Source organism: Micromonospora sp. NPDC049101 (assembly GCF_040648675.1).
In the GTDB taxonomy this organism is placed as follows: domain Bacteria; phylum Actinomycetota; class Actinomycetes; order Mycobacteriales; family Micromonosporaceae; genus Micromonospora.
In genome coordinates this window covers 39,330-59,849 of record NZ_JBEZED010000037.1, presented here as the reverse complement: position 1 = coordinate 59,849, position 20,520 = coordinate 39,330, and the positions used below count along the sequence as shown (strand labels likewise).

Genomic DNA, 20,520 nt, shown 5'->3' with positions numbered 1-20,520 from the left:
GGTCAGCCGTTGTCGATGACCGTGCTGTCCTCCAGGCACACGTCCGTGTCGAGGTGGTTCTCCAGCAACTCGGCGACGTGCGCCTCCGACTGGTTCTCCACGGCGAGCCGGAACGCCTCGGTGAGGACGTTGACCACGCCCTGGGTCAGCAGCAGGGTCTCCCGGTCGAGTTCGGCCCAGGACGACCGGGCGTCGCTGCGGACCAGCTCCGGAGCGAGGGTCAGCAGGCGGGCGGTGACGGCGGCGACCAACTCGTCGGCCACCGGTCGCAGGCTGTCCAGCACCTCGCTGAGGGTCTGCAGTGCCGGCACCGTGCCCACGCGTACCCGATGCAGGTCCAGGGCGGCGCGCAGCGGTCGTGGTCGGACGGTGCGGACGGTGCCGTCGGTGGTCCGGCCGATCACGCCGTGCCGGGTCAGCGCGTGGGCCAGCGCGGGACGGTCGGCGGTCAGGCGTTGCAACATCGCGGTCAGCCCGTCGGGCGCCTCGTCACTGGCCCGGACCCCCAGCATCGCCTCGATGGACACCAGGTTGAAGCCCTGCCGCTGGAGGGCGAGGATCGCGTCCAGTCGGCGGACGTGAGAGTCGTCGTAGAGGGCCGTCCGGCCGCGCCGCACCGGCGGGGGCAGCAGCCGCCGGGCCTGGTGGGCCCGGATGTTGCGGGGCGACATCCCCACCTTGCGGGCGAGTTCCTCCACGCTGTACCCGGCCGGGCCGCCGGGCGTCGTCGTCACCTGGTCGATGGTCACGATGGCCTCCGGCAGCACTCGGTGACGGAACACGGCACCCCGTCGAACCGCTGTCACTCCGAGGCGGTCCGCCGATCGCAGCGTAGGTGCGAAAGCCGCGCGGGTGACAGGCGAGGAATTACTACTTGTCCACAGTGGTCACAATCATTAGAATCGCTCGCCGCCGCCTGTCGCCGATTCCCAATTACCCGGCTTTCGCCGCAGCGCGACCTTTTCGCGGCCACATTCGATGAAATTCCCACTCTTTGCGCGGACCGGATCCGCCGGTGGCCCACGATGAAGCGAAATCGGCGGCCGGGGAACCTCGCGCGCTGCCTGTCGCCGCCGCCGGCGGTCGACCGTCGAAGGGAGCAAGGGTGTGACACCTGTCGATCGAGCGGTCTTCGTGGCCGCGTACAGCCGGCTGGTCGCCGACGTCTGGGCCGACCCGGTCAAGGAGCAGGCGCTCGACCGGGACCCGCGGGGGTTCCTCGCCGGCTACGGCTTGCATCTGTCCGAGGACGTGCAGGTCCGGGTGGTCCGCGATGTCGCCGACGCCGATCCGGACCTGGAGGCGCAGGTCGAGTCGTGGCAGTCGGCGGGGACCACCGGCACGTTCGTGCTGTTCGTGCCGTCGTTGCAGCCGGTGGCCCAGGCGGAGCTGGCCGAGGACGAGCTGGACAGCGTCGTCGCCGGCCTGGACCCCAGCTGTGCCTGCTGCTGCCCGTGCTGCTGCACCTGACACCGATGTCTGCCGCCCACCGGTCGGCGCGGCAGATTCTGATGGCAGTCATTGATTGTCGAACCTCGATCTTCGTAACGTTCTCGCCACAGCGATAAACGCCTCAGTGATCCCGAGGAAAGGACCGAACGATGAGCAACGACGACCAGGAATATGGCGCGAGGTTCGTGACCAAGTACTCGGAACTGGTCACCGCGGTGTGGCGCAGCGACGACGAACTGCAGCGCCTCCTCGCCGACCCGACCGGCTACGCGACGGCCGCCGGCCTGCCGGTCGCCGCCGGTTCCCGGGTCGAGGTCGACCGCGCCCAGCCCGCCACGCTCTACACCAAGGACCAGATCGTCGCCGACTGGGCCGGCACGCCCGGCCTGCACGTGCTGCACGTGCCCGAGGTGCCGCTGGTCGACCTCAACGAGCTGACCGAGGCCGAGTTGGAGACGGTCGCCGGCGGTGTGGCCCCGATCGCCGACAACAACGTCAACATCATCGCCGTCCTCATCCTCTGAGTTCCTGACCCCCCGCCGGGAGCCTCAATGACTGACACGACCGAAAGCATCGCGTTCCGATCCGGCACCTACCGGACGGCCACCGTGGAGCAGACCTGGGCACGGATCGGTGGCATGCTCGACCGCTTCCGGATCACCCGGGTCGCCGACATCACCCGGCTCGACGAGATCGGCCTACCGGTGCACGTCGCCTACCGGCCGGTCGGAGCCACCATGGCGGTGAGCGTCGGCACCGGCGCCACGGCGACGCAGGCCCGGGTCAGCGCGGTCATGGAGAGCATTGAGTCCTGGCATGCCGAGAACCTCCGGCCGGGGACCGTCGTCCGGTCCCCGGCCGAGGCGCTCGACCTGCCGTACGACGTGCGGTGGCTGCACCTGGCGGAACGGTCACCCCTGACCCCCGCCGTCGAACTCGACTGGGTCGCCGGCCGTGGCCTGGTGACCGGTGCGCGGTGCCTGGTGCCCCGCGCCACCATCGAACTCGACTTCACCATCCGGCGCGGCTGGGACCGCGCCCTGTTCACCCCCAGCAGCAACGGGCTGGCCACCGGGAACACCTTCGCCGAGGCCAGCCTGCACGCCCTGCTGGAGGTCGTCGAACGCGACTGCATCGCCCCGTACTGCACCTCGCCGTTGGCCGAGCGCACCTACGCCGACCCGGGCACCGCCACCAACGCGATGACCCGCACCGTGCACGAGGCGCTGCTGCGGGCCGGTTGCTGGGTGGAGGTCTGCGACATCACCAACGCCGTCGGCGTGCCGTGCTACGCCGCCTCGATCTGGTCCGAGGACCTGCCGGTCACCTTCGGCGGCTTCGGCTGCCACGTGGACCCGGAGATCGCCGTCGGTCGGGCCATGTCGGAGGCGGCCCAGTCGCGGTTGGTCATGGTCTCCGGAGCCCGGGACGACATCGACGCCACCGCCTACCACGACGTCGGCGCGCCGCCGGTGCCGCCACCCACCGTCGACCGGCCCGTCCGGCCGATCCGTCGGGACTCGCCACCCGTGGGCGACGTGACCCAGGTGCTGCGCGAGCTGGCGTCGCGGGTGCAGCGGGTCACCGGCGTCGAACCGTTCAGCGTCGACCTGACGCACGACGACATCGGTATTCCGGTGAGCAAGGTGTTCGCCCCCGGCCTGCGGATGTTCGACGAGCGGGCCCTGAGTATCCGACCGGGAGTGCCCCGTGACTGACGTCGTCTTCATCGGTCCGAGCCTGCCGACCGACGAGGTCGGTCGGCTGCTGCCCGACGCGGTGGTGCTGCCACCCGTCGCGCACGGCGACCTGCTCCGCCTGGACGTCGGCCCCGGCGACCGGGTCCTCGTCATCGACGGGTTCTTCCTGCAACACCCGCCGGTGCGCCACCGGGAGATCCTCGACCTGCTCGACCGTGGCGTGACAGTGGCCGGCGCCGCCAGCATGGGCGCGCTGCGCGCCGCCGAGCTGTGGCCGTTCGGGATGCGTGGCGTGGGTGAGGTGTTCCAGCTCTACCGCGACGGGGTCGTCACGGGCGACGACGAGGTGGCGGTGGTGCACGGGCCCGCCGAGGAGGGCCACCGCGCGATGAGCGTCCCGCTGGTGAACATCCGGATCGAGCTGCGTCGCGCCGTCGCGGCCGGCGTGCTCAGCGACGCCGAGGCGGTCCGGTTGCTGGACATCGGCCGGGACCTGCCCTTCCGGCGGCGGTCGTACCGGGCACTGGAGCGCAGCGCGCCACCCGAGGCGGCGGCGGTGCTGGACCGGTTCCTGGCGTGGCGCCGGCGGGACCCCGGCGACGCCAAGGGCGCCGACGCGCGGCTGCTGCTGTCGATGGCGGCGGACAACGCGCCCGAGCTGTGCCCAGCACACACCGACGACCAGCCGATCGACAACCTGCACACCCGCTTCCTCGACAGCTGGCGGTCGCGGTTCGCCGGAGGATCGGTCGGCGGGCAGTGGGTCAGCGACCGGGAGGCCGCCGCGGTGCTGATGCTGTTGCACCCCGAGTCGCCCGCCTGGCACCGGCGGGGGGTGCTGGCCGGGCTCGCCGAGGTCGACATCGCCGACCCCATGGTCGAGGACCACGCCCGCGAGGTGGCCCGCCGGCGAGGGCTCTGCGCCGCGCCGCCGACCGGGTGGGACTGGCTGACCGACTCCGAACGGGGTCTCGACGCGCACGAGGCGGTGCTGCGGGTGCTGGTGCGGGCGTTCGGCACCACGCCGTACCGCAGCCTGGCGCTGTGGATGGTCGCGGCGCCGCTGCGTACCCCCGCGCTGCTCGCCGCGGCGCGACAGGTCGCGGCCACCGCGGCGTCGCTGAACGACACGCTCGTGCCCCGTGCGACGGGGCTCCGCCGCCCGGGTGGTCGGCTGCACTTCCGCACCGAGGTCGTCGACACGTACTTCGCGAGGTTGTGGGGCTGTGCCGTCGACGAGCTGGAGGCGGCGGCGTGGGACCGGGGCTTCGTCGACCTGGCGGCGTTCCGTTACGCGGCCGAACCGCTCGTCGCGTACGTCAAGGCGTTCGGTGCCCCGCGACTGCCGGCGGTGGCCACCCGGGCGCAGGAGGACACCCTGGCCGGTTCCGCGGCCCGGATCGGTTGAGGAGGCGTCGATGAGCGGCACGGTGAAGGCGGCACTGATCTACCCCCCGCTGACCGATCCCACCTCGGGATACCACTCCCTGAACTACCTCGACTCGTACGCCCGGGCACAGGGGCACCGACCGGCGGAGATCATCGACGCCAACATCGAGGCGTTCCACCACTCGTACACCCCGTCGGCGTACGAGTGGCTGCGGCGGGAGTTGTCCCGGCTGTCGACCGACGACCTCAGCGGCCCGGACGCGCTGATGGCCCGGGCGAACCAGCTCGGCCTGCCCGACCCCGATCCGGAGCGGCTGCGCCGGTCGATCGGGGTGTTGCAGGACCCGACCCTGTTCTACGACTACCGGCACTACCAGGATGCCGTCGACGGCGTGATCTCCTGGATGGACGCGCTCGGCGCGGTCGGGTTCCCCGGGCAGTTCCACGCCGGCTTCCGGCTGCACCCCCCGCCGATGATCTCGATCGGCTCGGTGGCCGCGCTGACCGACGAGGCGCTGCTCGCCCGGCTCAACCGGCCCTTCCAGCCGTACTACGAGGACGTGCTGATCCCTCGGCTGGCCGCCGGGGGAAACCAGGTGATCGGGATCAGCGTCACCTACCAGTGGCAGTTGCCGTTCGCACTCTGGATCGCCCGACTCGTGCGGCGGGCCTGCCCGGACGTCTTCCTCATCGCGGGTGGCACCGAGATCTCCGACGTCTGGAAGTGCGCCAGCAAACCCGAGTACGTCTTCCAGGTGCTCGCCGACTTCGACGCCATCGTGGTCGGGGAGGGGGAGAGCGCGTACACGGAGATCCTGGACGCGGTGCAGACCGGCACCCTGCCGGCCGGGCACCCCAACGTCCGGCTGCACCCGAAGTACGGTCGTCAGCGGCAGCTGCCCCTGCGCTACGAACGCCTGGCGCAGATACCGGTGCCGGACTTCTCCGGCCTGCCGTGGGACCTCTATCTCAGCCCGGAACGGTTCGTCTACTACTCGCCGACCCGAGGCTGCTACTGGAACAAGTGCACGTTCTGCGACTATGGCCTGAACACCGACGGCCCCACCAGCCCGTGGCGGCAGGACACGGTGGACACCATGATCGCGGACGTCACCGAGCTGTCGAAGTTCGCCAAGTTCATCTACTTCTCGGTCGACGTGCTCGCTCCCGCGACGATCCTGCGCTTCGCCGAACGGGTCGTCGAGCGCGGTCTGGACTTCCGCTGGGGTGCCGAGATCCGGCTGGAGAAGTACTGGTCGGACGAGCGCTGCGAGCTGCTGCGGCGCAGTGGCTGTGTGGCCATCTCGGTCGGTTTCGAGTCCGGTAACCAGCGGGTCCTCGACCTGATCGACAAGGGCACGAAGCCGGAGCAGGCGCGGCGCACCATGATGGCGATGACCAAGGCCAACATCGGCGTGCAGATGATGGGCTTCACCGGGTTCCCCACCGAGACCCGCGAGGAGGCGCTGGACAGCGTCAACTTCCTGCGGGACAACCCGGACCTGTGGACCCTCGGCGGGCTCGGCGACTTCATGCTGACCCCGGGCGCCATCGTGGCCAAGGAGCCGGACCGGTTCGGCATCACCAACGTACGGCCGGTGGAGGGCTCGGACATCGTCCGGATGCTCAAATTCGACGAGCCGGTCACCGAGGCGGCGCAGGCCGAGATCGCGCAGGCCAAGGCCGGCCTCAACCCCGGGCACTACCACCGGCCGTGGCTGGGTGCCACCGACACCCCGCACACGTTCTTCTACCACGACCGCTACGGCACGGCGGTGCGTGGCGTCCTCGCCCACGACCGGGTCCGCCACGATACCGACGACCAGACCGAGTTCCTCGCCAACGGCTCGTTCGTGGACCGCGACGACGAGCAGGTCTGGGAGGCGTACCGGCGGATCCGCTCCGACGAGCAGGACGGCGTCCCCGGCGACCTGCCGGCGGACCGGCACCTGTTCCGCCGCGTCGACGGTCAGGTGTTCGCCCTCAACCGCAGCAGCCGGCTGTTCCTGGATCTCTTCCACGCGCCGCTCACCCTCGCCGAGGCGCAGCGCCGGCTCTGGATCGTCGAACCGACGGTCGCCGACCGGGTCTGGCGGACCTTCATCGGGCAGCGGCTGATCCGCCGGCATCGGCTCCCGGCCCCGGCCGAGTAGCCACGCCCACACCGCCGGCCGCCGCGGCCTGCCCGGCGCGGCCGGCGGTGACAGCGGCCCGCCCGGCACGGCGGCGGTGCCAGCGGCCCGCCCGGCGTCGGTCGTCCCCCAGGTCAGGAATCCAGGAGGACGACCCGGCCGGTGCTTCCGTCCACCCGCACCGGCGCGCCGTCGGGCAGGGCCGTCATCGCGTCCGGGACCGCCAGGACGGCCGGGAGGCCCAGCTCGCGGGCGACGATCGCGGCGTGCGACAGGAGCCCGCCGGTCTCGGTGACGACCGCCGCGACCACGCCGAACAGTGGGGTCCAGGCCGGATCCGTGGTGCGGCACACGAGGACGTCACCGGGCCGCACCCGGGCGAAGTCGTCGGGGCCGCGCACCACCCGCGCCGGCCCGGTGGCGAGACCAGGGCTTCCGGGCGTACCGGTGCGGGCCGCGTTCTCGTCGCCGTCGGCCGCGCTCTCGTCGCCGCCGGGCGCGGCGGGGAGGGCGCTGGTCACCGGGCGCGACTGGAGGATCCAGATCCGGGAGTCGGCGATCGCCCACTCGACATCCTGCGGGCCGCCCAGCAGGTCGGCTGCCTGCCGACCGAGCTGAGCGAGTCGGGTGACCTCGTCGTCGGTGAGGCAGAGGCGATCCCGGTCGGCCTGGTCCACCTCGCGGGTGACAGTGCGGTCGATCCGGGTCTCCTTCGTACCGAGCGACCGGCGGGTGATGTCGCCACCGGAGACCGTCCAGGAGTCCGGGGTGACGTGCCCGCCGACGACGCTCTCACCCAACCCCCAGGACGCCTCGATCCGGATGTCGTCGCCGGTGAACAGCACCCCGGCGACGTCCGCGTCCACCAGGCGTTGCACCAGCACCGCGACCGCCGGCGACCGCGTGTCGCCCTGCCGACGCCGATATTCCACGGCCCGCTCGGACCACACCGACGACCAGCACCCGCGGACGGCGTCCGCCACCTGATCGATGCCCCGCACGCCCAGGAAGGTGTCGTGCTGCCCCGCCGCGGTGGCGCGGGCGGTGTCCTCGCTGGTCGCCGACGATCGCACGGCGAGGTAGCCGTTGCCCAGCCGCGGCAGCGCCCGCGCGATCTCGTCGATCAGCTCGGTGGACAGGCCCTCGTCCGCCCGCGCGTGAGCGGCGGTCGGCACCACGAAACCAGGCGGGACCGGCAGGCCCGCTCGCAGCAGCCGGGCGAGCGTGGCGGCCTTGCCGCCGCACGTCGCGGGGTCGGCGTCGGTCAGGTCGATCAGCAACGGGCCTCCTCCAGCTCCCGGGAGCCTATCCGGACCGGAAGGCGAGATTTTCCACGCGTACCGGGCCTGCGCCGCGTTGACGCCCGGTGGGGGAGTCGGAATGCTGATCACCATGACGCATGCCTCAGCACCGGACCTGTCGGTTCTGCACGCCGTGCGGGTCGCCGGGGTGGCCGACGACGCGGCCGTCTCCGACCGCGCCGGCGTCGACCTCGAGACGGCCGCCGAGCTGCTGTTGGACTTCGAGGCGTACGGGTGGGTGACACACGTCGAGTTCGCCGGCACCAGCGGATGGACGCTCACCGATCGCGGCCGTGTACAGGATTCCCGCAAGCTCGGCGAGGAGCTCGACCAGACCGGGGCGCGGGCCACCGTTGAGCAGGCCCACAAGCAGTTCGAGATCCTCAACGGGCGGCTGGTCCGGGCCTGCACCGACTGGCAGTTGCGGCCCGCCGAGGGTGACCGGTTGACGTCCAACGACCACAGCGACCCGCAGTGGGACGGCCGGGTGCTGGACGAGCTCACCACGATCGGCGCGGCACTGACCGGGCTGACCGGCGTTCTCGCCGGCGCGCTGGCCCGCTTCGACGGCTACGCCGACCGGTTCGACGCGGCGCTGACACGTGCCCGCGCCGGGGATGGGCGGTGGGTGACCGGGGTTGGTGTCGCGTCGTGCCACGCCGTGTGGATGGAGCTGCACGAGGACCTGTTGTCGACGCTCGGGATCGCCCGCGGTGCCGCACCGGAAAGCCGGTAGGTTCGCATCGTGGCCACCCGACACCTCTACCTGGCGCGACACGGCGCGGCGGACGCCTTCGGCGAGCTCACCGACGCGGGATACCGGCAGGCCGACCTGCTCGGCCGGCGGCTCGCCGGCCTGCCGATCGACGCGGTGTGGCACTCGATGCTGCCGCGTGCCGCCGCGAGCGCCCGCGAGATCGCCAAGCACCTGCCGGACGTGCCGGTCGCCGAGGCGGCCGAGCTCATCGACCACGTGCCGTACGTGCCGACGCCGGACGAGATGCCCCGCTCCTGGGCCGGCTTCTTCGACGGTTACGACGAGGCCGAGGCGGCGGCCGGCAGACGCACCGCGGATGCGCTGGTGACGCGGTTCACCACGGCACCGGAGCGCGACTCGCACGAGGTGCTTGTCACGCACGCGTACCCGATCGCGTGGCTGGTGCGGCACGCGCTGGCGGCCCCGCCCACCAGGTGGCTCGGCCTGGACAGCGCGAACACAGGTCTCACCGTGCTCGAATACCGGGCCGGCCTGTCGCCCACGCTCGTCATGTTCAACGACCAGAGCCACCTGTCGGGTGACCTGCGCTGGACGGGGTTCCGCGGGGCCACCCGGCCGTAAGGGCCCCGCCGAGCGCCGCCAGGTCAGGTGGTCTTGAGGTCGGCCGCGCCGAAGGAGACCGAGAACCGCTTGCACCAGATGGAGACGCTCTGGAAGTCACCGGGGTCCACCGAGGCCGGTAGGTCGTACACCTGGTTGCCCTTGTTGCCCTTGAGTCGTGCCAGCTCGACCCACTCGCCGTCGTCGAACACGCGCCAGCCGGCCGTGCCCCGGATGACCGGTTGGTCGGTCAGCCACACCCGCAGATCCGGCCCGTTCGACGTCTTCAGGTCGCGAAGGACGAGCTGGTGGCGCCCGTTGGCGAGCCGGTGGATCTCGGCACTGCCGGTCGTCTGGTGCTCGTGGGTGACGAACGTCCCGGCGGCCAGGATCTCGTTAGCCGCCGGTGTGGCCTTCGACGAAGGGGCCGGGGTCGCGGGGGCCAGGGTCGGGACGGTCGGGGTCGTGGGGGCCGGGGTCGCGAAGGTCGGCGCGGGGACGGCCGCCGTCGTCCCCGCGCCGGGGATCGCCTCGTCGACGTAGGTGTCGGTGAACAGCTTCCACGGCTGAAACCAGAAGAGGGCCAGGGCCGTCACGACGACGGCGCAGACGAGGGCGGCCCAGGCCACCGGCGACCGGAAGATCGATTTTCCCACCCCCGCAGAGTACGGCTGCGGCAGCCGTCGAACCGGTCGCGAACCCTTTCGGAACCCTTACGACGGCCGCCATCGGCGCGGCCCGGTCGACCCCCCCCGCCCCGGACGTCAGGGGAGCGTGATGCCGGTGTCCGTGCCGAACAGCGCCTCGCCGCACGGGCAGCCCGCCTGGTCCGGTGGCAACGCCCGGACCGCGTCGCCGAGCAGCAGACGCAGGCGGTCGATGCTTCGCGCGAAGACCGTGAACACCTCCTGCTGGGTCACGCCGTGCCCGACCTCGACGCCCGAGTCGAGGTCGGTCACCAGCGACAGGGCGGTGTAGCACAGCGCCAGCTCGCGGGCCAGCACCGCCTCGGGGTGGCCGGTCATGCCGACGACCGACCAGCCCGCCTGGCCGTACCACCGTGATTCGGCACGGGTGGAGAATCGGGGGCCCTCGATGACGACCATGGTTCCGCCGTCGACCGGTCGCCAGTCGGCAGCGCGGGCGGCGTCGAGGACCGTGGCCCGCCCGACCGGACAGTAGGGGTCGGCGAACGGCACGTGGACCACCCCGGGGAGTTGCCCGTCCGTGCGTCGCCGTCCGTCGTAGTAGGTCTGCTCGCGGCCGTTGGTCCGGTCGACAAGTTGGTCCGGTACGACGAGGGTGCCGGGGCCCAGATCCGGTCGCAGACCGCCCACCGCGCCCGGTGCGAGCACCTGACGGACGCCCGCCGCCCGCAGCGCCCACAGGTTGGCCCGGTAGTTGATGCGGTGCGGGGGGAAGGTGTGTCGACGTCCGTGCCGGGGCAGGAACACCACCGGTCGCCCGGCGACGTTCCCGACGGACAGCGAGTCGCTCGGCGGCCCGTACGGTGTGTCGACCGCGACCTCGGTGACGTCGTCGAGGAACTCGTAGAACCCGGACCCGCCGATCACGCCGATCGGTGGGCGGGCGTTGCCTTCTGACATGTGTGCGTTCTCCTCGGGAACGGGTGCTGTCGACTCAGGAACGGTTCGCGCCGCGCCGGCCGACGACTGTGGCGACGACAAGCACGAGCACGATGACGGCCCAGACGGCGGCCAGCCCGACCGTGAGCCCCAGGGGGTAGTCGCGGTCCGGTAGGCCGGGGTTCGGCGGCGCCGAGGGCGGTCGCCACAGCAGTGGCACCGCGATCAGCAGCAGCGTGGCGCTGGCCAGCAGGCCGGCGGTGATCCAGGCCAGGCGTCGCCGGTCGGGCACCAGTCGGCCCAGCGCCAGCCCGACCAGCCCGACGAGTGGCGCCACCAGGAGGTCGTGCAGCAGCGGGCCGCCGACAAGCCAGGGCAGGGCGGTGTCGAGCTGGGGGAGGAGCAGCCAACCGCCGTACGCCGCCACGGCGGCACCGAGCACGAACAGGAGCAGCCGGACGATTCTCACCCCAGCACCTCAAGCCGGGCGACCCACTTGGTCTGCAGGACGCCCGGCCGGCTCGGGGCGATGAGGCGGCAGGGGTAACCGTGGTCCGGGGACAGCTCCTCGCCGTTGATCCGCAGTGCCAGCAGGGTCAACGGGTCGCGGGCGTGGGCGGCCGGGAGTGTGCTCGCCGCGTACAGGCCGTCGGTCTCCAGGGAGGTGACGCGGACCGGCCGGCCGGTGGGCGCACCGGCGTGGCGCAGCAACTGGACGACTGGCACGCCGGTCCAGTGGGCGGCGAAGCTCCAGCCCTCGACGCAGGCGATCGGTAGTTCCGCCGTACGCTGCGGCAGAGCCACCAGGTCGGCCAGCGACAGGGCGTACCGCCCGCCCGGCCAGACGATCTCCAGCCGCCAGTCGGGTGGGACGGTGATGTGCGCGGCGGCGGCCGTCCGGTTGATCGGCACGCCCTGCGGGCCGGACGCGGACCGCCACGCCAGCGGGGACACCCGACGCAGCCACGGCACGGTGACCCCGGCGGTGGCCAGCACGGCGACGCCGGCGACACCCGCCGAGGTACGCAGGAACGCGCGCCGCCCGGAGGAGTCCCGGTCGTCCCGCCCACCGGGGCCGGGCCGCAGCGGTGTGCCCAGCGCCGCGCGGGCGACCGGGAGCTTCACCGCGACGTGCAGCAGCAACGCGCCAAGCACCAGCCAGGCGACCGCGTAGTGCGCCGCCGGGAAGAAGAACCCCCACGGGTACGACTGGGCGACGTTGAACAGGCCGGTGACCAGCTCGAAGAACGCGGCGCAGACCAGCACCAGGATGGAGATCCGTTCGAGGGCGTGGACGGACAGCCGGATCGGCCGGCGCAGGGGCGGACGGACGAACAGCCGGGGGTAGACGCTCCACAGTTTGGCCAGCAGCAACGGGATCGCCGCGACGCCGGAGAGCACGTGGACGCCCTGGGTGACCCGGTAGAGGTCGACCGGTCGGGTCGGCCAGGTGAACCAGCCCGGCGGGTGCTGGATGTAGTGGCTGAGCAGACCGGTGACGAAACACAACCCGAACGCCACCCCGAGCCAGAGGCCGAGCCGGGCGGCGACGAGCGGCGAGTGCGTCGGCGCGGTGAAGTCCTCGGGCGCGGGGACGCGGGGCCGGCGGATCACGCGCGCACCAGCTCGGCGAACCAGCGTGGACCGAACCGCAACGTGGTGGCGACACGCAGGCCGGCAGCGGCGGCGGTGGCGGTCACCGCCTCGGCCCCGACCCGCGCCCAGCGAAACGCCGGTCCCTGCCGTTCCCCCGCGCCGGACGCCCCGGACAGGACGTACGCCTGCCCCTGCCAGAGCCCGGCGCCCGGAGGTTCCACCTCGACCACCAGGGTCCCGTCGGCCGCGATCAGGGCGCCGCACCGGCGCAGCAGCCGGACCGGGTCGCCGCCGATGCCGATGTTGCCGTCGACGAGCAGGGCGTGTGCCCACCGTCCCTCGCCGGGCAGTGGTTCGAAGACGTCGCGGCGCAGGGCGACCACACCCCGGCCCTGGGTCAGGCGTACCGCCTCGGCGGAGATGTCCACCCCCAACGCGACGAGGCCACGCTGGGCGAGTGCCATGGTCATGCGGCCGGGGCCGCAACCGAGGTCGATCGTGGGCCCGTCGCAGCGGGCGGCGACGGACTCGATCGCCGGCTCGGGCGGGCCGTGCCAGCGCCGTACCGGCAACAGGTCACGTCGCCCGTCGCCGTGCACCAGCCAGTGGTCGGGTTGGGCCGGCGGCAGTGGTGCCACAGGTGTGCCGCGGGCATCCTGGTCGGCCGGCCACCCGTCGAGTCCGCCCAGCGCCACGGCGAAACCGTCGAGACTTATCGTCGAGGTCACCGGGGGCGTCCGCTCACCAGTTGGTCACCCACCGACGCGACGGCAGCCGCGAACCGGGTGCCGGGCAGGTCGGCCGCGACCGCTGTCGCGGTGGTCCAGTCGTCGACGTCCTGTTGCACCGGCAGGGTCGCCGGCCGGATGCCGCGCCCGTGCAGAGCGGCGAGGGTACGGCGACCGGTGTCGTCCGTCGACATGGGCACGTCGCGCAACACGTCGGCGTACGCCGGGTCGCGTAACCCTAGTGCCCACCAGCCGCCGTCGAGCGCCGGCCCGAACACCGACCCGTGTGCGGCGAGCAACTCCAGGGCGGTGGTGAGCAGAGCCGGCCGGAGCTGCGGCGTGTCCATGCCGATCTGCAGCACCGGCCGGCCGGGGAAGGCCGCGCCGGTGTCGGCGTGCGCGTTGGCGAGGCGGTCGGCGAACGTGTCGCCGCGCTGGGCGAGCAGGTGCCACCCCGCCAGCGCGGCGGTCAGTTCGGCGGCGTACTCGGCGTCGGCGAACCGGCCGGTGTGGGCCAGCACGGGAATCGTCGACGCGGTGGCGCGTACCGTCGCGAGGGTGTCCAACAGCGCCGCCGCCGCGATCCGGGCCGCCTGGCGGGGGCTGGCCGGAGGGCAGAGGCGCGTCTTGGCCAGCCCCGCGACAGGTGCCTTCGCGACCAGGAGCAGGACGTTCACCGGCCACCGCCGACACCGGCGCGCAGCACTCCGGCGAAGTCCCGGGTCGCCCGCACCGTGCCCCGGACCGACCCGGAGACCTTCGACCTGGTGCCGGCGGCCCGGGGCGCGTACGCGACGTCCAGCTCGGTGATCCGCCAGCCCGCCTGGGCCGCGCGGAGCAGCAACTCCAGGGGGTAGCCGAACGCGCGGTCCTGGACGCCGAGGCCCAGGAGTGCCGCGTGCCGGGCCACCCGGATCGGGCTGATGTCGTACACCGGCACCCCACGACGCCGCAGCAGCGCGGCGACGAGCGCGTTCCCGGCCCGGGCATGCCACGGCCAGGCCTCCGCCGACACCGGTCGACGCCGTCCGACGGCGAGATCCGCCCCGCCGTCGAGCAGCGCACCGACGAGCCTGGGCAACTCGGCCGGATCGAACGAGCCGTCCGCGTCGAGGACGCAGACCAGCTCCGCGTCCGCCGCCAGCAGGCCGGTGTGTACGGCCGCGCCGTACCCGCGCCTCGGCTCGTGCACGACCCGGGCCCCGTACTCGGCCGCGACGGCCGGCGAACCGTCGGTGGAGCCGTTGTCGACCACGATGGCGCGGTAGCCGGGCGGCAGCCCGCTCAGTACGGCAGGCAGTGCGGCCGCCTCGTCCAGACACGGCAACACCACGTCGATCGTTGTGTGCATACCGGCGACGCTAGGCCCGCCACCGGGCATCCGGACCGCTGTTCCTCCTTACGAATCGCTTACGCGGCAAGGGATCTTACGAGACCCTGACGTCCCAGCGGGTGGCTGTCGGATCCCTGGTCGGAGGTCGTATCGTCGGCCGTCACCATGACCATGATGACCCGGCCGGGACGACCCCGGTCCGCCGATCTGATCGTCCTCGGTGCCGAGGTGGCCCTGCTCGCCGTCGCCGTCGTCGTCGGCGCGTTGCTCAACCATCGGGGCGTGCGGCTCTACGCGGACGCCGCCCCGATCTACGCCTCCTGGCAGCCCCATGTGGGCCCCGGCACTCCCGCCGCGCTTCTCGTCGCGGCGGTGTTCGTGTGGCGGGGCATGCGCTGGGCGACCGACCCGCGCTGGCCGCGGCTGCTTGTCGTCGGTTACCTCGCCGCGGTGCTCTGGACGCTGTCGCTGGCGCTGGTGGACGGCTGGTCCGCCGGGTTGACCGAGCGGCTCACCGTGCAGGCCGAGTACCTGTACGAGGTGCCGGGGGTGACCGATGTCGGTGCCATGCTGTCCGGCTTCGCCGACCGGATCGTCGACTTCCAGCCCGGGTCGTGGTCCACCCACACCGCCGGTCATCCACCGGGAGCGTTGCTGCTCTTCGTCTGGCTGGAACGGATCGGCCTGGGCGGCGGCACCGCCGCCGGGCTCGCCTGTGTGCTGCTCGGCGCCACGGTCTCGGTGTCGGTCCCGGTGACGTTGCGGGCGCTGGGCGCCGAGAACGCGGCTCGGGCGGTGTGGCCGTTCCTGGTCCTCTTCCCGGGGGCGGTCTGGGTGGGTGCGTCCGCGGACGGCATCTTCGCCGCGGTGGTCGCCGCCGGGCTGGCGCTGCTGGCGGTCGGTGGCCGACCCCGGGCCGTGCTCGGCGGGCTGCTGCTCGGCTTCGCGCTCTACCTGTCGTACGGGTTCGTCCTGGTCGGGATGCTCGCGTTGACAGTGGTGCTGCTGCGGGCGCGCGACCGCCTCGGCGTGCTCGTGGCCGCGGCGACGGCGGTCGCGGCGGTCGTCGCCGCGTTCACCCTCTGCGGTTTCTGGTGGCTGGACGGCTACCACCTGGTGTCCCGTCGGTACTACCAGGGCTGGGCGGCGGACCGCCCGTACGGGTACTGGATCTGGGCGAACCTCGCCGCCCTGCTCCTCTCGGCCGGGCCGGTGGTCGGGCCGGCGCTGCGACGGGCGGTGGCCGCCGTGGCGATCCGCGCACCGCACCCGACGGCCCTGCGACAGCGGCTCGTCAGCGCCGGGCCCACCGTGTGGTTGCCCCTCGCGGCGGCGGCGGCCGTGCTCGCGGCGGACCTGTCCGGGCTCAGCAAGGCCGAGGTGGAGCGGATCTGGCTACCGTTCACCGTCTGGCTGCTGGTCGCGACCGCGCACCTGCCCACCGGTCACCGACGGTGGTGGTTGGCCGCCCAGGCCGCCACGGCGCTCGCCGTCAACCACCTACTGTGGACGGTGTCGTGAGCGCTGCCGGCTCCCGCATCACCGCGGTGGTGAAGTCGGCGATGCCAGCGGCGAAGCCGACCCGGGCGGTGAAACCGAGCAGCCGGGTGGCGCGGGCCGGGTCGGCCACGACATGCCGTACGTCCGCCGCCCGCCCGCCCCCGACGGTGACCGGCCTGGGCCCGCCCATCGCCGAAGCCAGCTCGTGGGCCAGCTCGCCGACGGTGTGCGGTTCGCCCGAGCAGACGTTGACCGGGACCACGGGGTCCGGTGCCGGTGTCGTCAGGGCGAGCAGGTTGGCCGCGGCGACGTCTGTCACGTGGACGAAGTCGCGCCGTTGCCGGCCGTCCTCCAGGACCCGGGGCGGTTGTCCGGCGGCCAGGGCCGACCGGAAGATCGACGCCACCCCGGCGTACGGGGTGTCGCGGGGCATCCGTGGTCCGTAGACATTGTGGTACCGCAGTGCCCAGACCGACCCGCCGGTCTGCCGGGCCCAGGCCCCGGCGAGGTGTTCCTGGGCCAGCTTGGTGGCGGCGTACGTGCTGTGCGGCTCCAGCGGCGCGTCCTCGGGCACGAGACCGGGGGAGAGCGTCTTGTCGCAGCGGGGGCAGGTCGGCTCGTACCGGCCCTCGGCCAGGTCGGCGGCGCGGCGGCCGGCAGGCCGGACGACTCCGTGTGCGGGGCAGTGGTAGCGGCCCTCGCCGTAGACCACCATCGAGCTGGCCAGCACGAGGCGGCGTACCCCGGTGGCGTGCATCGCCGCGAGCAGGGTGGCCGTGCCGAGGTCGTTGTGCGCGGCGTACCGGGGGGCATCGGCCGGGTCGACGCCGTGGCCGACCATGGCCGCCTGGTGGCAGACCGCGTCGACCCCGGCCAGCAGCCGGGTCAGCAGTTCGCCGTCGCGGACGTCGCCGACCACCAGATCGTGCCGCGCCCAGGGCGGCGGCGTCGGGCCGTGCGCCTCCGGCACGAGCGCGTCGACGGCCACCACCTCGTGCCCGTCGGCGCTGAGCAGGTCGGCGACGTGGGAGCCGATGAACCCGGCAGCACCGGTGACAAGTATCCGCATTCCGGTCACCGTAGGACCCCGGGTACGCCGACACCGCGTGCTGCGCGCAGCCGTAAGAACCTCGTTAGGTCTCGCCGGTGCGCTCGGTGCCCGGTGCCTGGCTACGCTGGGCGGATGGACAGGTCGACGGGCCGGGGCGGGGGGCGTTCGTGACACAGCGGGTGCTGGTGGTCGACGACGACCAGACCGTCAGTGACGTCATCTGCCGATACCTCGAACACGACGGCTTCCAGGTGAGCCACGCCGGCGACGGGGCGATGGCGCTGGCGGCGGTGGCGCGGCAGGCGCCGGATCTGGTCGTGCTCGACCTGATGCTGCCCAAGATCAACGGCCTCCAGGTCTGCCGGGAGCTGCGGGCCCGGCCGGACGGCGTACCGATCATCATGCTCACCGCGCGCGGTGACGAGTCCGACCGGATCCTCGGGTTGCAACTCGGCGCGGACGACTACCTGACCAAGCCCTTCTCCCCCCGGGAACTGGTGCTGCGGGTCCGTTCGGTGCTCCGGCGCGCCGGCGGTGGGCCGCCCCCCGAGCGACCGGAGGCGCTCACCGACGGCAGCCTGGTGGTGCACACGACCTCCCGCACCGCCCGCCTCGCCGGCACCGACCTGGCGCTGACGCTGCGCGAGTTCGACCTGCTCGTCCACCTCATGCGGCATCCGTCCCGGGTGTTCAGCCGGGCCGAACTCCTCGAACAGGTCTGGGGCTGGAACTTCGGGGACCACTCGACAGTGACCGTGCACGTCCGCCGGCTGCGCGAGAAGATCGAGGCGAACCCGGCCGATCCGCGGCGGATCGTGACCGTCTGGGGCGTCGGCTACCGGTACGAGCCCGCCGATGCGTGACCTGCTGCTGATCTTCGCGATCGCCCTCGGCGCGGCCGTGGGCATCGGGCTCGCCGGCGCGGTGCTGCTCCGCGTGCTGCGGCGCAGCTCGATCACCGTGCACGTCAGTGTGCTGCTCACCACGACTGTGGTCGCCGTCGTCGTCGGGGTGATGGCGGTCGCGGAGGCGATGTTCCTCTCCGCCCACGACCTCGAAGTGGTCCTGATCACCGTCGCGGCGGCGGCGGTGGTCAGCCTCGCCGTCGGTGGGCACTTCGGCCGTCGACTGGCCCGCGCCGCGGTCTGGCGCGACCAGGCCCGGGAGCGGGAACGGCGACTGGAGAAGGGCCGGCGCGACCTGGTCGCCTGGGTCTCCCACGACCTGCGTACCCCGCTCGCCGGGCTGCGGGCCATGGCGGAGGCGCTGGAGGACCGGGTGGTCCGTGACCCGGACACCGTCGACGAGTACCACCGGCGCATCCGGCTGGAGACCGACCGGATGACCCGACTCGTCGACGACCTGTTCGAGCTGTCCCGGATCAACGCGGGAGCGCTGCGGTTGTCGTTGCGGGCGGTGTCGCTCGGCGAGGTGGTCTCGGACGCGCTGGCCAGCACCACCCCACTGGCCGACGCCCGGCGGATCAAGTTGATCGCCAGCGAGTCGGGGTGGCCGACCGTTGCCGCGAGCGAGCCGGAGCTGGCCCGGGTCGTGGCCAACCTGCTGCTCAACGCCGTGCGCTACACCCCGGAGGACGGCACCGTCCGCATCGAGGCCGGCCACGAGGAGGACCACGCCTGGCTGTCGGTCGCCGACACCTGTGGCGGCATCCCCCCGGCCGACCTGCCCCGGCTGTTCGACATCGCGTTCCGTGGCGAACCGGCCCGCACGCCCCGCGCCGGCGACGGCGGGGCGTCCGGGGGGCTCGGCCTGGCCATCGTCCACGGCCTGGTGGAGGCGCACGGGGGTCGGGTCGAGGTGCGCAACACCCCGGAAGGCTGCCAGTTCCTGGTCCGGTTGGCCACCGCCTGAGGAATCGAACGTTCGGGGTGGCGGGGTAGGCGGGTTAACCCTACCGGACGCTCACCGACCAGCCGGATCGTTAGGGACTGAGGATCCTCGTAGCGTCGTGATCATCAATGCGACGACGAGATGAGCACACCATGGCCAAGTTGCGCCAACGGCAGCGTGGGCATCGCCGTCCGGTCACCAGGGCCGCGGTGGCGGACGAATTCGCGCTGACGCGCCATCTGCCCGCCGAACGCGGCTTGGTCCGCCTGCGGCTGCTGGAGTTTTGGGCTGTGTGTCTGTTGCTGACCTGGATCCCGTTTGCACTGCTGGGAGTGCTGGGTGTGAGCATCGACGAGGGCCTCGGATTGCTGGTGTTCGCGCTCGCGGCGAGTGGCCCGTCCCTGGCGGCGCTGATCCTGTGGTTGCGGCGCCGCGGGGAGAGGCGTCCGGGCCCCCGCACGCGATGGTCGCTTGGCACGTCAGTGGTGGCGGTACTGCTGGGCGGGGTCGCCCCGGTGGGTGCGGCGGTCCTGATGAACCTGAACGACCCGTCGGCGATCCCGCAGCACGCGGGTTCGGTAGTCGCCGGTGTGGGCGGACCGCTCATCGCGTTGGCCTACACGCTGCTCGCAGGGCCAGTGGCGGAGGAGTTCGGCTGGCGGGGGTACGTACAGCCACGCCTGAGGCAGTCCTACAGCCGGATGGCGACCACCCTGGTGCTGGGAGCCGCGTGGGGCCTGTGGCACGTGCCGCTGTTCTTCCTGCCTGGCACCGGGCAGCACGACGAAGGCTTGTTCACCCAGCAGGGGGTGGTGTTCTTCCTGGCGCTCTTTCCATTCACCTACCTCATGCTCTTCGTCACCGAACGCCTGCGCGGTGGTGTCCCAGCGGCGATCCTGATGCACGCGGCCTGGAACCTCGCCGACGAGACGATGCCACACCTGGGCAACGGCGGCCCGTGGCTGAAGCTTGTTCTCCTGTCGGCTACGGCGGCAGTGGTGGGCCTGCTGTGGTCGCACAACTGACGGAGAGGCGCGGCTCAGCCGACCCGCTGGGCCAGTACCTGCCCCGGCCAGGATCCAGCCAGGAAGGTTTCGGTGGGAGTGAACCCGTGGCGTTCGTAGTACGCCACCAACTCGCCACCGCCGCCCGCCCAGCAGTCGACGCGTAGCAACCGCACGCCGGCCCGCCGGGTTTCCTGCACGGCGTGGGCCAGCAGGGCCGACCCGAGATTCCGGCCGGCGAATCGTCGGTCGGTGACCAGGAGGCGGACGTAGCGCTCGGGTTCGTCCGCAGGCGCGATCGGTGCCCGCGGATCGGGCCCGGAGTCCAACACCAGGGCTGCGGCCGGCGTCCCGTCCACCTCCGCGATGTACGGGAGGTTCTCGGTCAGGTACCGGTCGACCAGTTCGGCCCCTCCGGGCTTCGCGGAGAACGGGGTCGTGCCCCACTGCTCGGTGTTCCCGCGATCATTCATCCAGGCCACCGCGGCGTCGAGCATGTCCAGTATCGCGGGGGCGTCGGGCGGGCCACCGCGTCTGATTCGTACGCCGCGGGTGGTGTCGTCCATGGCGGAATGATAA

The 20,520-nt window shown here is 72.5% G+C and carries 22 protein-coding genes; 11 read left to right on the top strand and 11 right to left on the bottom strand.

What is annotated here, in order from left to right; all coding sequences use genetic code 11:
• Positions 1–2 precede the first annotated feature (2 nt).
• Positions 3–782 carry a MerR family transcriptional regulator gene (locus AB0B57_RS33480; protein ID WP_357079240.1) on the bottom strand — a complete coding sequence of 260 codons (780 nt, stop codon included), beginning with the start codon at positions 780–782 and terminating at the stop codon, positions 3–5.
• A gap of 325 nt (positions 783–1,107) precedes the next feature.
• Between AB0B57_RS33480 and AB0B57_RS33475 the strand changes: the two genes are divergently transcribed.
• From AB0B57_RS33475 to AB0B57_RS33455, 5 genes are all read left to right on the top strand, one after another.
• Entirely contained in the window at positions 1,108–1,470 is a 363-nt protein-coding gene (locus AB0B57_RS33475; RefSeq protein ID WP_357079237.1) for a hypothetical protein, read from the top strand.
• Positions 1,471–1,601: 131 nt separating this feature from the next.
• Positions 1,602–1,976: a class IIb bacteriocin, lactobin A/cerein 7B family gene (locus AB0B57_RS33470; RefSeq protein WP_357079234.1), complete on the top strand. Its 375-nt coding sequence runs from the start codon at positions 1,602–1,604 to the stop codon at positions 1,974–1,976.
• Positions 1,977–2,003: 27 nt separating this feature from the next.
• Entirely contained in the window at positions 2,004–3,170 is a 1,167-nt protein-coding gene (locus tag AB0B57_RS33465; RefSeq protein WP_357079231.1) for a YcaO-like family protein, read from the top strand.
• Entirely contained in the window at positions 3,163–4,560 is a 1,398-nt protein-coding gene (locus AB0B57_RS33460; RefSeq protein WP_357079227.1) for a TfuA-like protein, read from the top strand. Before AB0B57_RS33465 ends, AB0B57_RS33460 begins: the two co-directional genes overlap by 8 nt.
• A 10-nt stretch (positions 4,561–4,570) precedes the next feature.
• On the top strand, positions 4,571–6,694 hold the full coding sequence (locus AB0B57_RS33455) for a radical SAM protein (protein ID WP_357079224.1): 2,124 nt from the start codon (positions 4,571–4,573) through the stop codon (positions 6,692–6,694).
• A gap of 113 nt (positions 6,695–6,807) precedes the next feature.
• On the opposite strand, the gene AB0B57_RS33450 is transcribed toward AB0B57_RS33455, so the two are convergent.
• Positions 6,808–7,953 carry a PEP/pyruvate-binding domain-containing protein gene (locus AB0B57_RS33450; protein ID WP_357079221.1) on the bottom strand — a complete coding sequence of 382 codons (1,146 nt, stop codon included), beginning with the start codon at positions 7,951–7,953 and terminating at the stop codon, positions 6,808–6,810.
• Between the two features lie 100 nt (positions 7,954–8,053).
• On the opposite strand from AB0B57_RS33450, the gene AB0B57_RS33445 reads away from it, so the two are divergent.
• Together AB0B57_RS33445 and AB0B57_RS33440 are read left to right on the top strand one after the other, a co-directional pair.
• Positions 8,054–8,710, top strand: a complete 657-nt coding sequence (locus AB0B57_RS33445; RefSeq protein ID WP_357079218.1) for a transcriptional regulator — start codon at positions 8,054–8,056, stop codon at positions 8,708–8,710.
• A gap of 9 nt (positions 8,711–8,719) precedes the next feature.
• The gene (locus tag AB0B57_RS33440) at positions 8,720–9,313 is read left to right on the top strand and encodes a histidine phosphatase family protein (RefSeq protein ID WP_357079215.1); all 594 of its coding nucleotides are present in this window, start codon (positions 8,720–8,722) and stop codon (positions 9,311–9,313) included.
• Between the two features lie 23 nt (positions 9,314–9,336).
• Here the strand turns inward: AB0B57_RS33440 and AB0B57_RS33435 are convergent, their stop codons facing one another.
• The 7 genes from AB0B57_RS33435 to AB0B57_RS33405 form a co-directional block, all read right to left on the bottom strand.
• Entirely contained in the window at positions 9,337–9,948 is a 612-nt protein-coding gene (locus tag AB0B57_RS33435) for a DM13 domain-containing protein (RefSeq protein WP_357079212.1), read from the bottom strand.
• A gap of 108 nt (positions 9,949–10,056) precedes the next feature.
• Positions 10,057–10,899, bottom strand: coding sequence for an S-methyl-5'-thioadenosine phosphorylase (locus tag AB0B57_RS33430; RefSeq protein WP_357079209.1), 843 nt, complete (start codon positions 10,897–10,899; stop codon positions 10,057–10,059).
• A gap of 34 nt (positions 10,900–10,933) precedes the next feature.
• Positions 10,934–11,347 (bottom strand): hypothetical protein, encoded by a 414-nt coding sequence (locus AB0B57_RS33425; RefSeq protein WP_357079206.1) that lies wholly within the window; start codon positions 11,345–11,347, stop codon positions 10,934–10,936.
• Positions 11,344–12,492 (bottom strand): molybdopterin-dependent oxidoreductase, encoded by a 1,149-nt coding sequence (locus AB0B57_RS33420; protein WP_357079203.1) that lies wholly within the window; start codon positions 12,490–12,492, stop codon positions 11,344–11,346. Before AB0B57_RS33420 ends, AB0B57_RS33425 begins: the two co-directional genes overlap by 4 nt.
• Positions 12,489–13,202: a class I SAM-dependent methyltransferase gene (locus AB0B57_RS33415; RefSeq protein ID WP_357079200.1), complete on the bottom strand. Its 714-nt coding sequence runs from the start codon at positions 13,200–13,202 to the stop codon at positions 12,489–12,491. Before AB0B57_RS33415 ends, AB0B57_RS33420 begins: the two co-directional genes overlap by 4 nt.
• The gene (locus AB0B57_RS33410; protein ID WP_357079196.1) at positions 13,199–13,879 is read right to left on the bottom strand and encodes a DUF2064 domain-containing protein; all 681 of its coding nucleotides are present in this window, start codon (positions 13,877–13,879) and stop codon (positions 13,199–13,201) included. The genes AB0B57_RS33415 and AB0B57_RS33410 overlap by 4 nt, the downstream gene beginning before the upstream one ends.
• Positions 13,876–14,553 (bottom strand): glycosyltransferase family 2 protein, encoded by a 678-nt coding sequence (locus tag AB0B57_RS33405; protein ID WP_357079193.1) that lies wholly within the window; start codon positions 14,551–14,553, stop codon positions 13,876–13,878. The genes AB0B57_RS33410 and AB0B57_RS33405 overlap by 4 nt, the downstream gene beginning before the upstream one ends.
• Positions 14,554–14,709: 156 nt before the next feature.
• On the opposite strand from AB0B57_RS33405, the gene AB0B57_RS33400 reads away from it, so the two are divergent.
• Positions 14,710–16,056, top strand: coding sequence for a hypothetical protein (locus AB0B57_RS33400; RefSeq protein ID WP_357079190.1), 1,347 nt, complete (start codon positions 14,710–14,712; stop codon positions 16,054–16,056).
• Here AB0B57_RS33400 and AB0B57_RS33395 read toward each other — a convergent pair.
• Entirely contained in the window at positions 16,028–17,104 is a 1,077-nt protein-coding gene (locus AB0B57_RS33395; RefSeq protein ID WP_357079186.1) for an NAD-dependent epimerase/dehydratase family protein, read from the bottom strand. The two genes, AB0B57_RS33400 and AB0B57_RS33395, sit on opposite strands and share 29 nt — an antisense overlap.
• Before the next feature lie 149 nt (positions 17,105–17,253).
• Here AB0B57_RS33395 and AB0B57_RS33390 point away from each other — a divergent pair, with 149 nt between their 5' ends.
• The 3 genes from AB0B57_RS33390 (at position 17,254) to AB0B57_RS33380 (ending at position 19,962) form a co-directional block, all read left to right on the top strand.
• Entirely contained in the window at positions 17,254–17,949 is a 696-nt protein-coding gene (locus AB0B57_RS33390) for a response regulator transcription factor (RefSeq protein ID WP_357079182.1), read from the top strand.
• Positions 17,942–18,958, top strand: a complete 1,017-nt coding sequence (locus AB0B57_RS33385) for an ATP-binding protein (protein ID WP_357079179.1) — start codon at positions 17,942–17,944, stop codon at positions 18,956–18,958. Before AB0B57_RS33390 ends, AB0B57_RS33385 begins: the two co-directional genes overlap by 8 nt.
• 131 nt (positions 18,959–19,089) lie before the next feature.
• Positions 19,090–19,962: a CPBP family intramembrane glutamic endopeptidase gene (locus AB0B57_RS33380; RefSeq protein ID WP_357079175.1), complete on the top strand. Its 873-nt coding sequence runs from the start codon at positions 19,090–19,092 to the stop codon at positions 19,960–19,962.
• A 14-nt stretch (positions 19,963–19,976) separates the two neighbouring features.
• Here AB0B57_RS33380 and AB0B57_RS33375 read toward each other — a convergent pair whose 3' ends face one another.
• Positions 19,977–20,507, bottom strand: coding sequence for a GNAT family N-acetyltransferase (locus AB0B57_RS33375; protein ID WP_357079172.1), 531 nt, complete (start codon positions 20,505–20,507; stop codon positions 19,977–19,979).
• Positions 20,508–20,520 lie beyond the last annotated feature (13 nt).

Coding starts and splice junctions, on each gene's coding strand:
- AB0B57_RS33470 (WP_357079234.1), top strand. CDS start 1,602: ATGAGCAACGACGACCAGGAATATGGCGCGAGGTTCGTGACCAAGTAC.
- AB0B57_RS33465 (WP_357079231.1), top strand. CDS start 2,004: ATGACTGACACGACCGAAAGCATCGCGTTCCGATCCGGCACCTACCGG.
- AB0B57_RS33455 (WP_357079224.1), top strand. CDS start 4,571: ATGAGCGGCACGGTGAAGGCGGCACTGATCTACCCCCCGCTGACCGAT.
- AB0B57_RS33445 (WP_357079218.1), top strand. CDS start 8,054: ATGCTGATCACCATGACGCATGCCTCAGCACCGGACCTGTCGGTTCTG.
- AB0B57_RS33430 (WP_357079209.1), bottom strand. CDS start 10,899: ATGTCAGAAGGCAACGCCCGCCCACCGATCGGCGTGATCGGCGGGTCC.
- AB0B57_RS33405 (WP_357079193.1), bottom strand. CDS start 14,553: ATGCACACAACGATCGACGTGGTGTTGCCGTGTCTGGACGAGGCGGCC.
- AB0B57_RS33400 (WP_357079190.1), top strand. CDS start 14,710: ATGACCCGGCCGGGACGACCCCGGTCCGCCGATCTGATCGTCCTCGGT.
- AB0B57_RS33395 (WP_357079186.1), bottom strand. CDS start 17,104: ATGCGGATACTTGTCACCGGTGCTGCCGGGTTCATCGGCTCCCACGTC.
- AB0B57_RS33385 (WP_357079179.1), top strand. CDS start 17,942: ATGCGTGACCTGCTGCTGATCTTCGCGATCGCCCTCGGCGCGGCCGTG.
- AB0B57_RS33380 (WP_357079175.1), top strand. CDS start 19,090: ATGGCCAAGTTGCGCCAACGGCAGCGTGGGCATCGCCGTCCGGTCACC.
- AB0B57_RS33375 (WP_357079172.1), bottom strand. CDS start 20,507: ATGGACGACACCACCCGCGGCGTACGAATCAGACGCGGTGGCCCGCCC.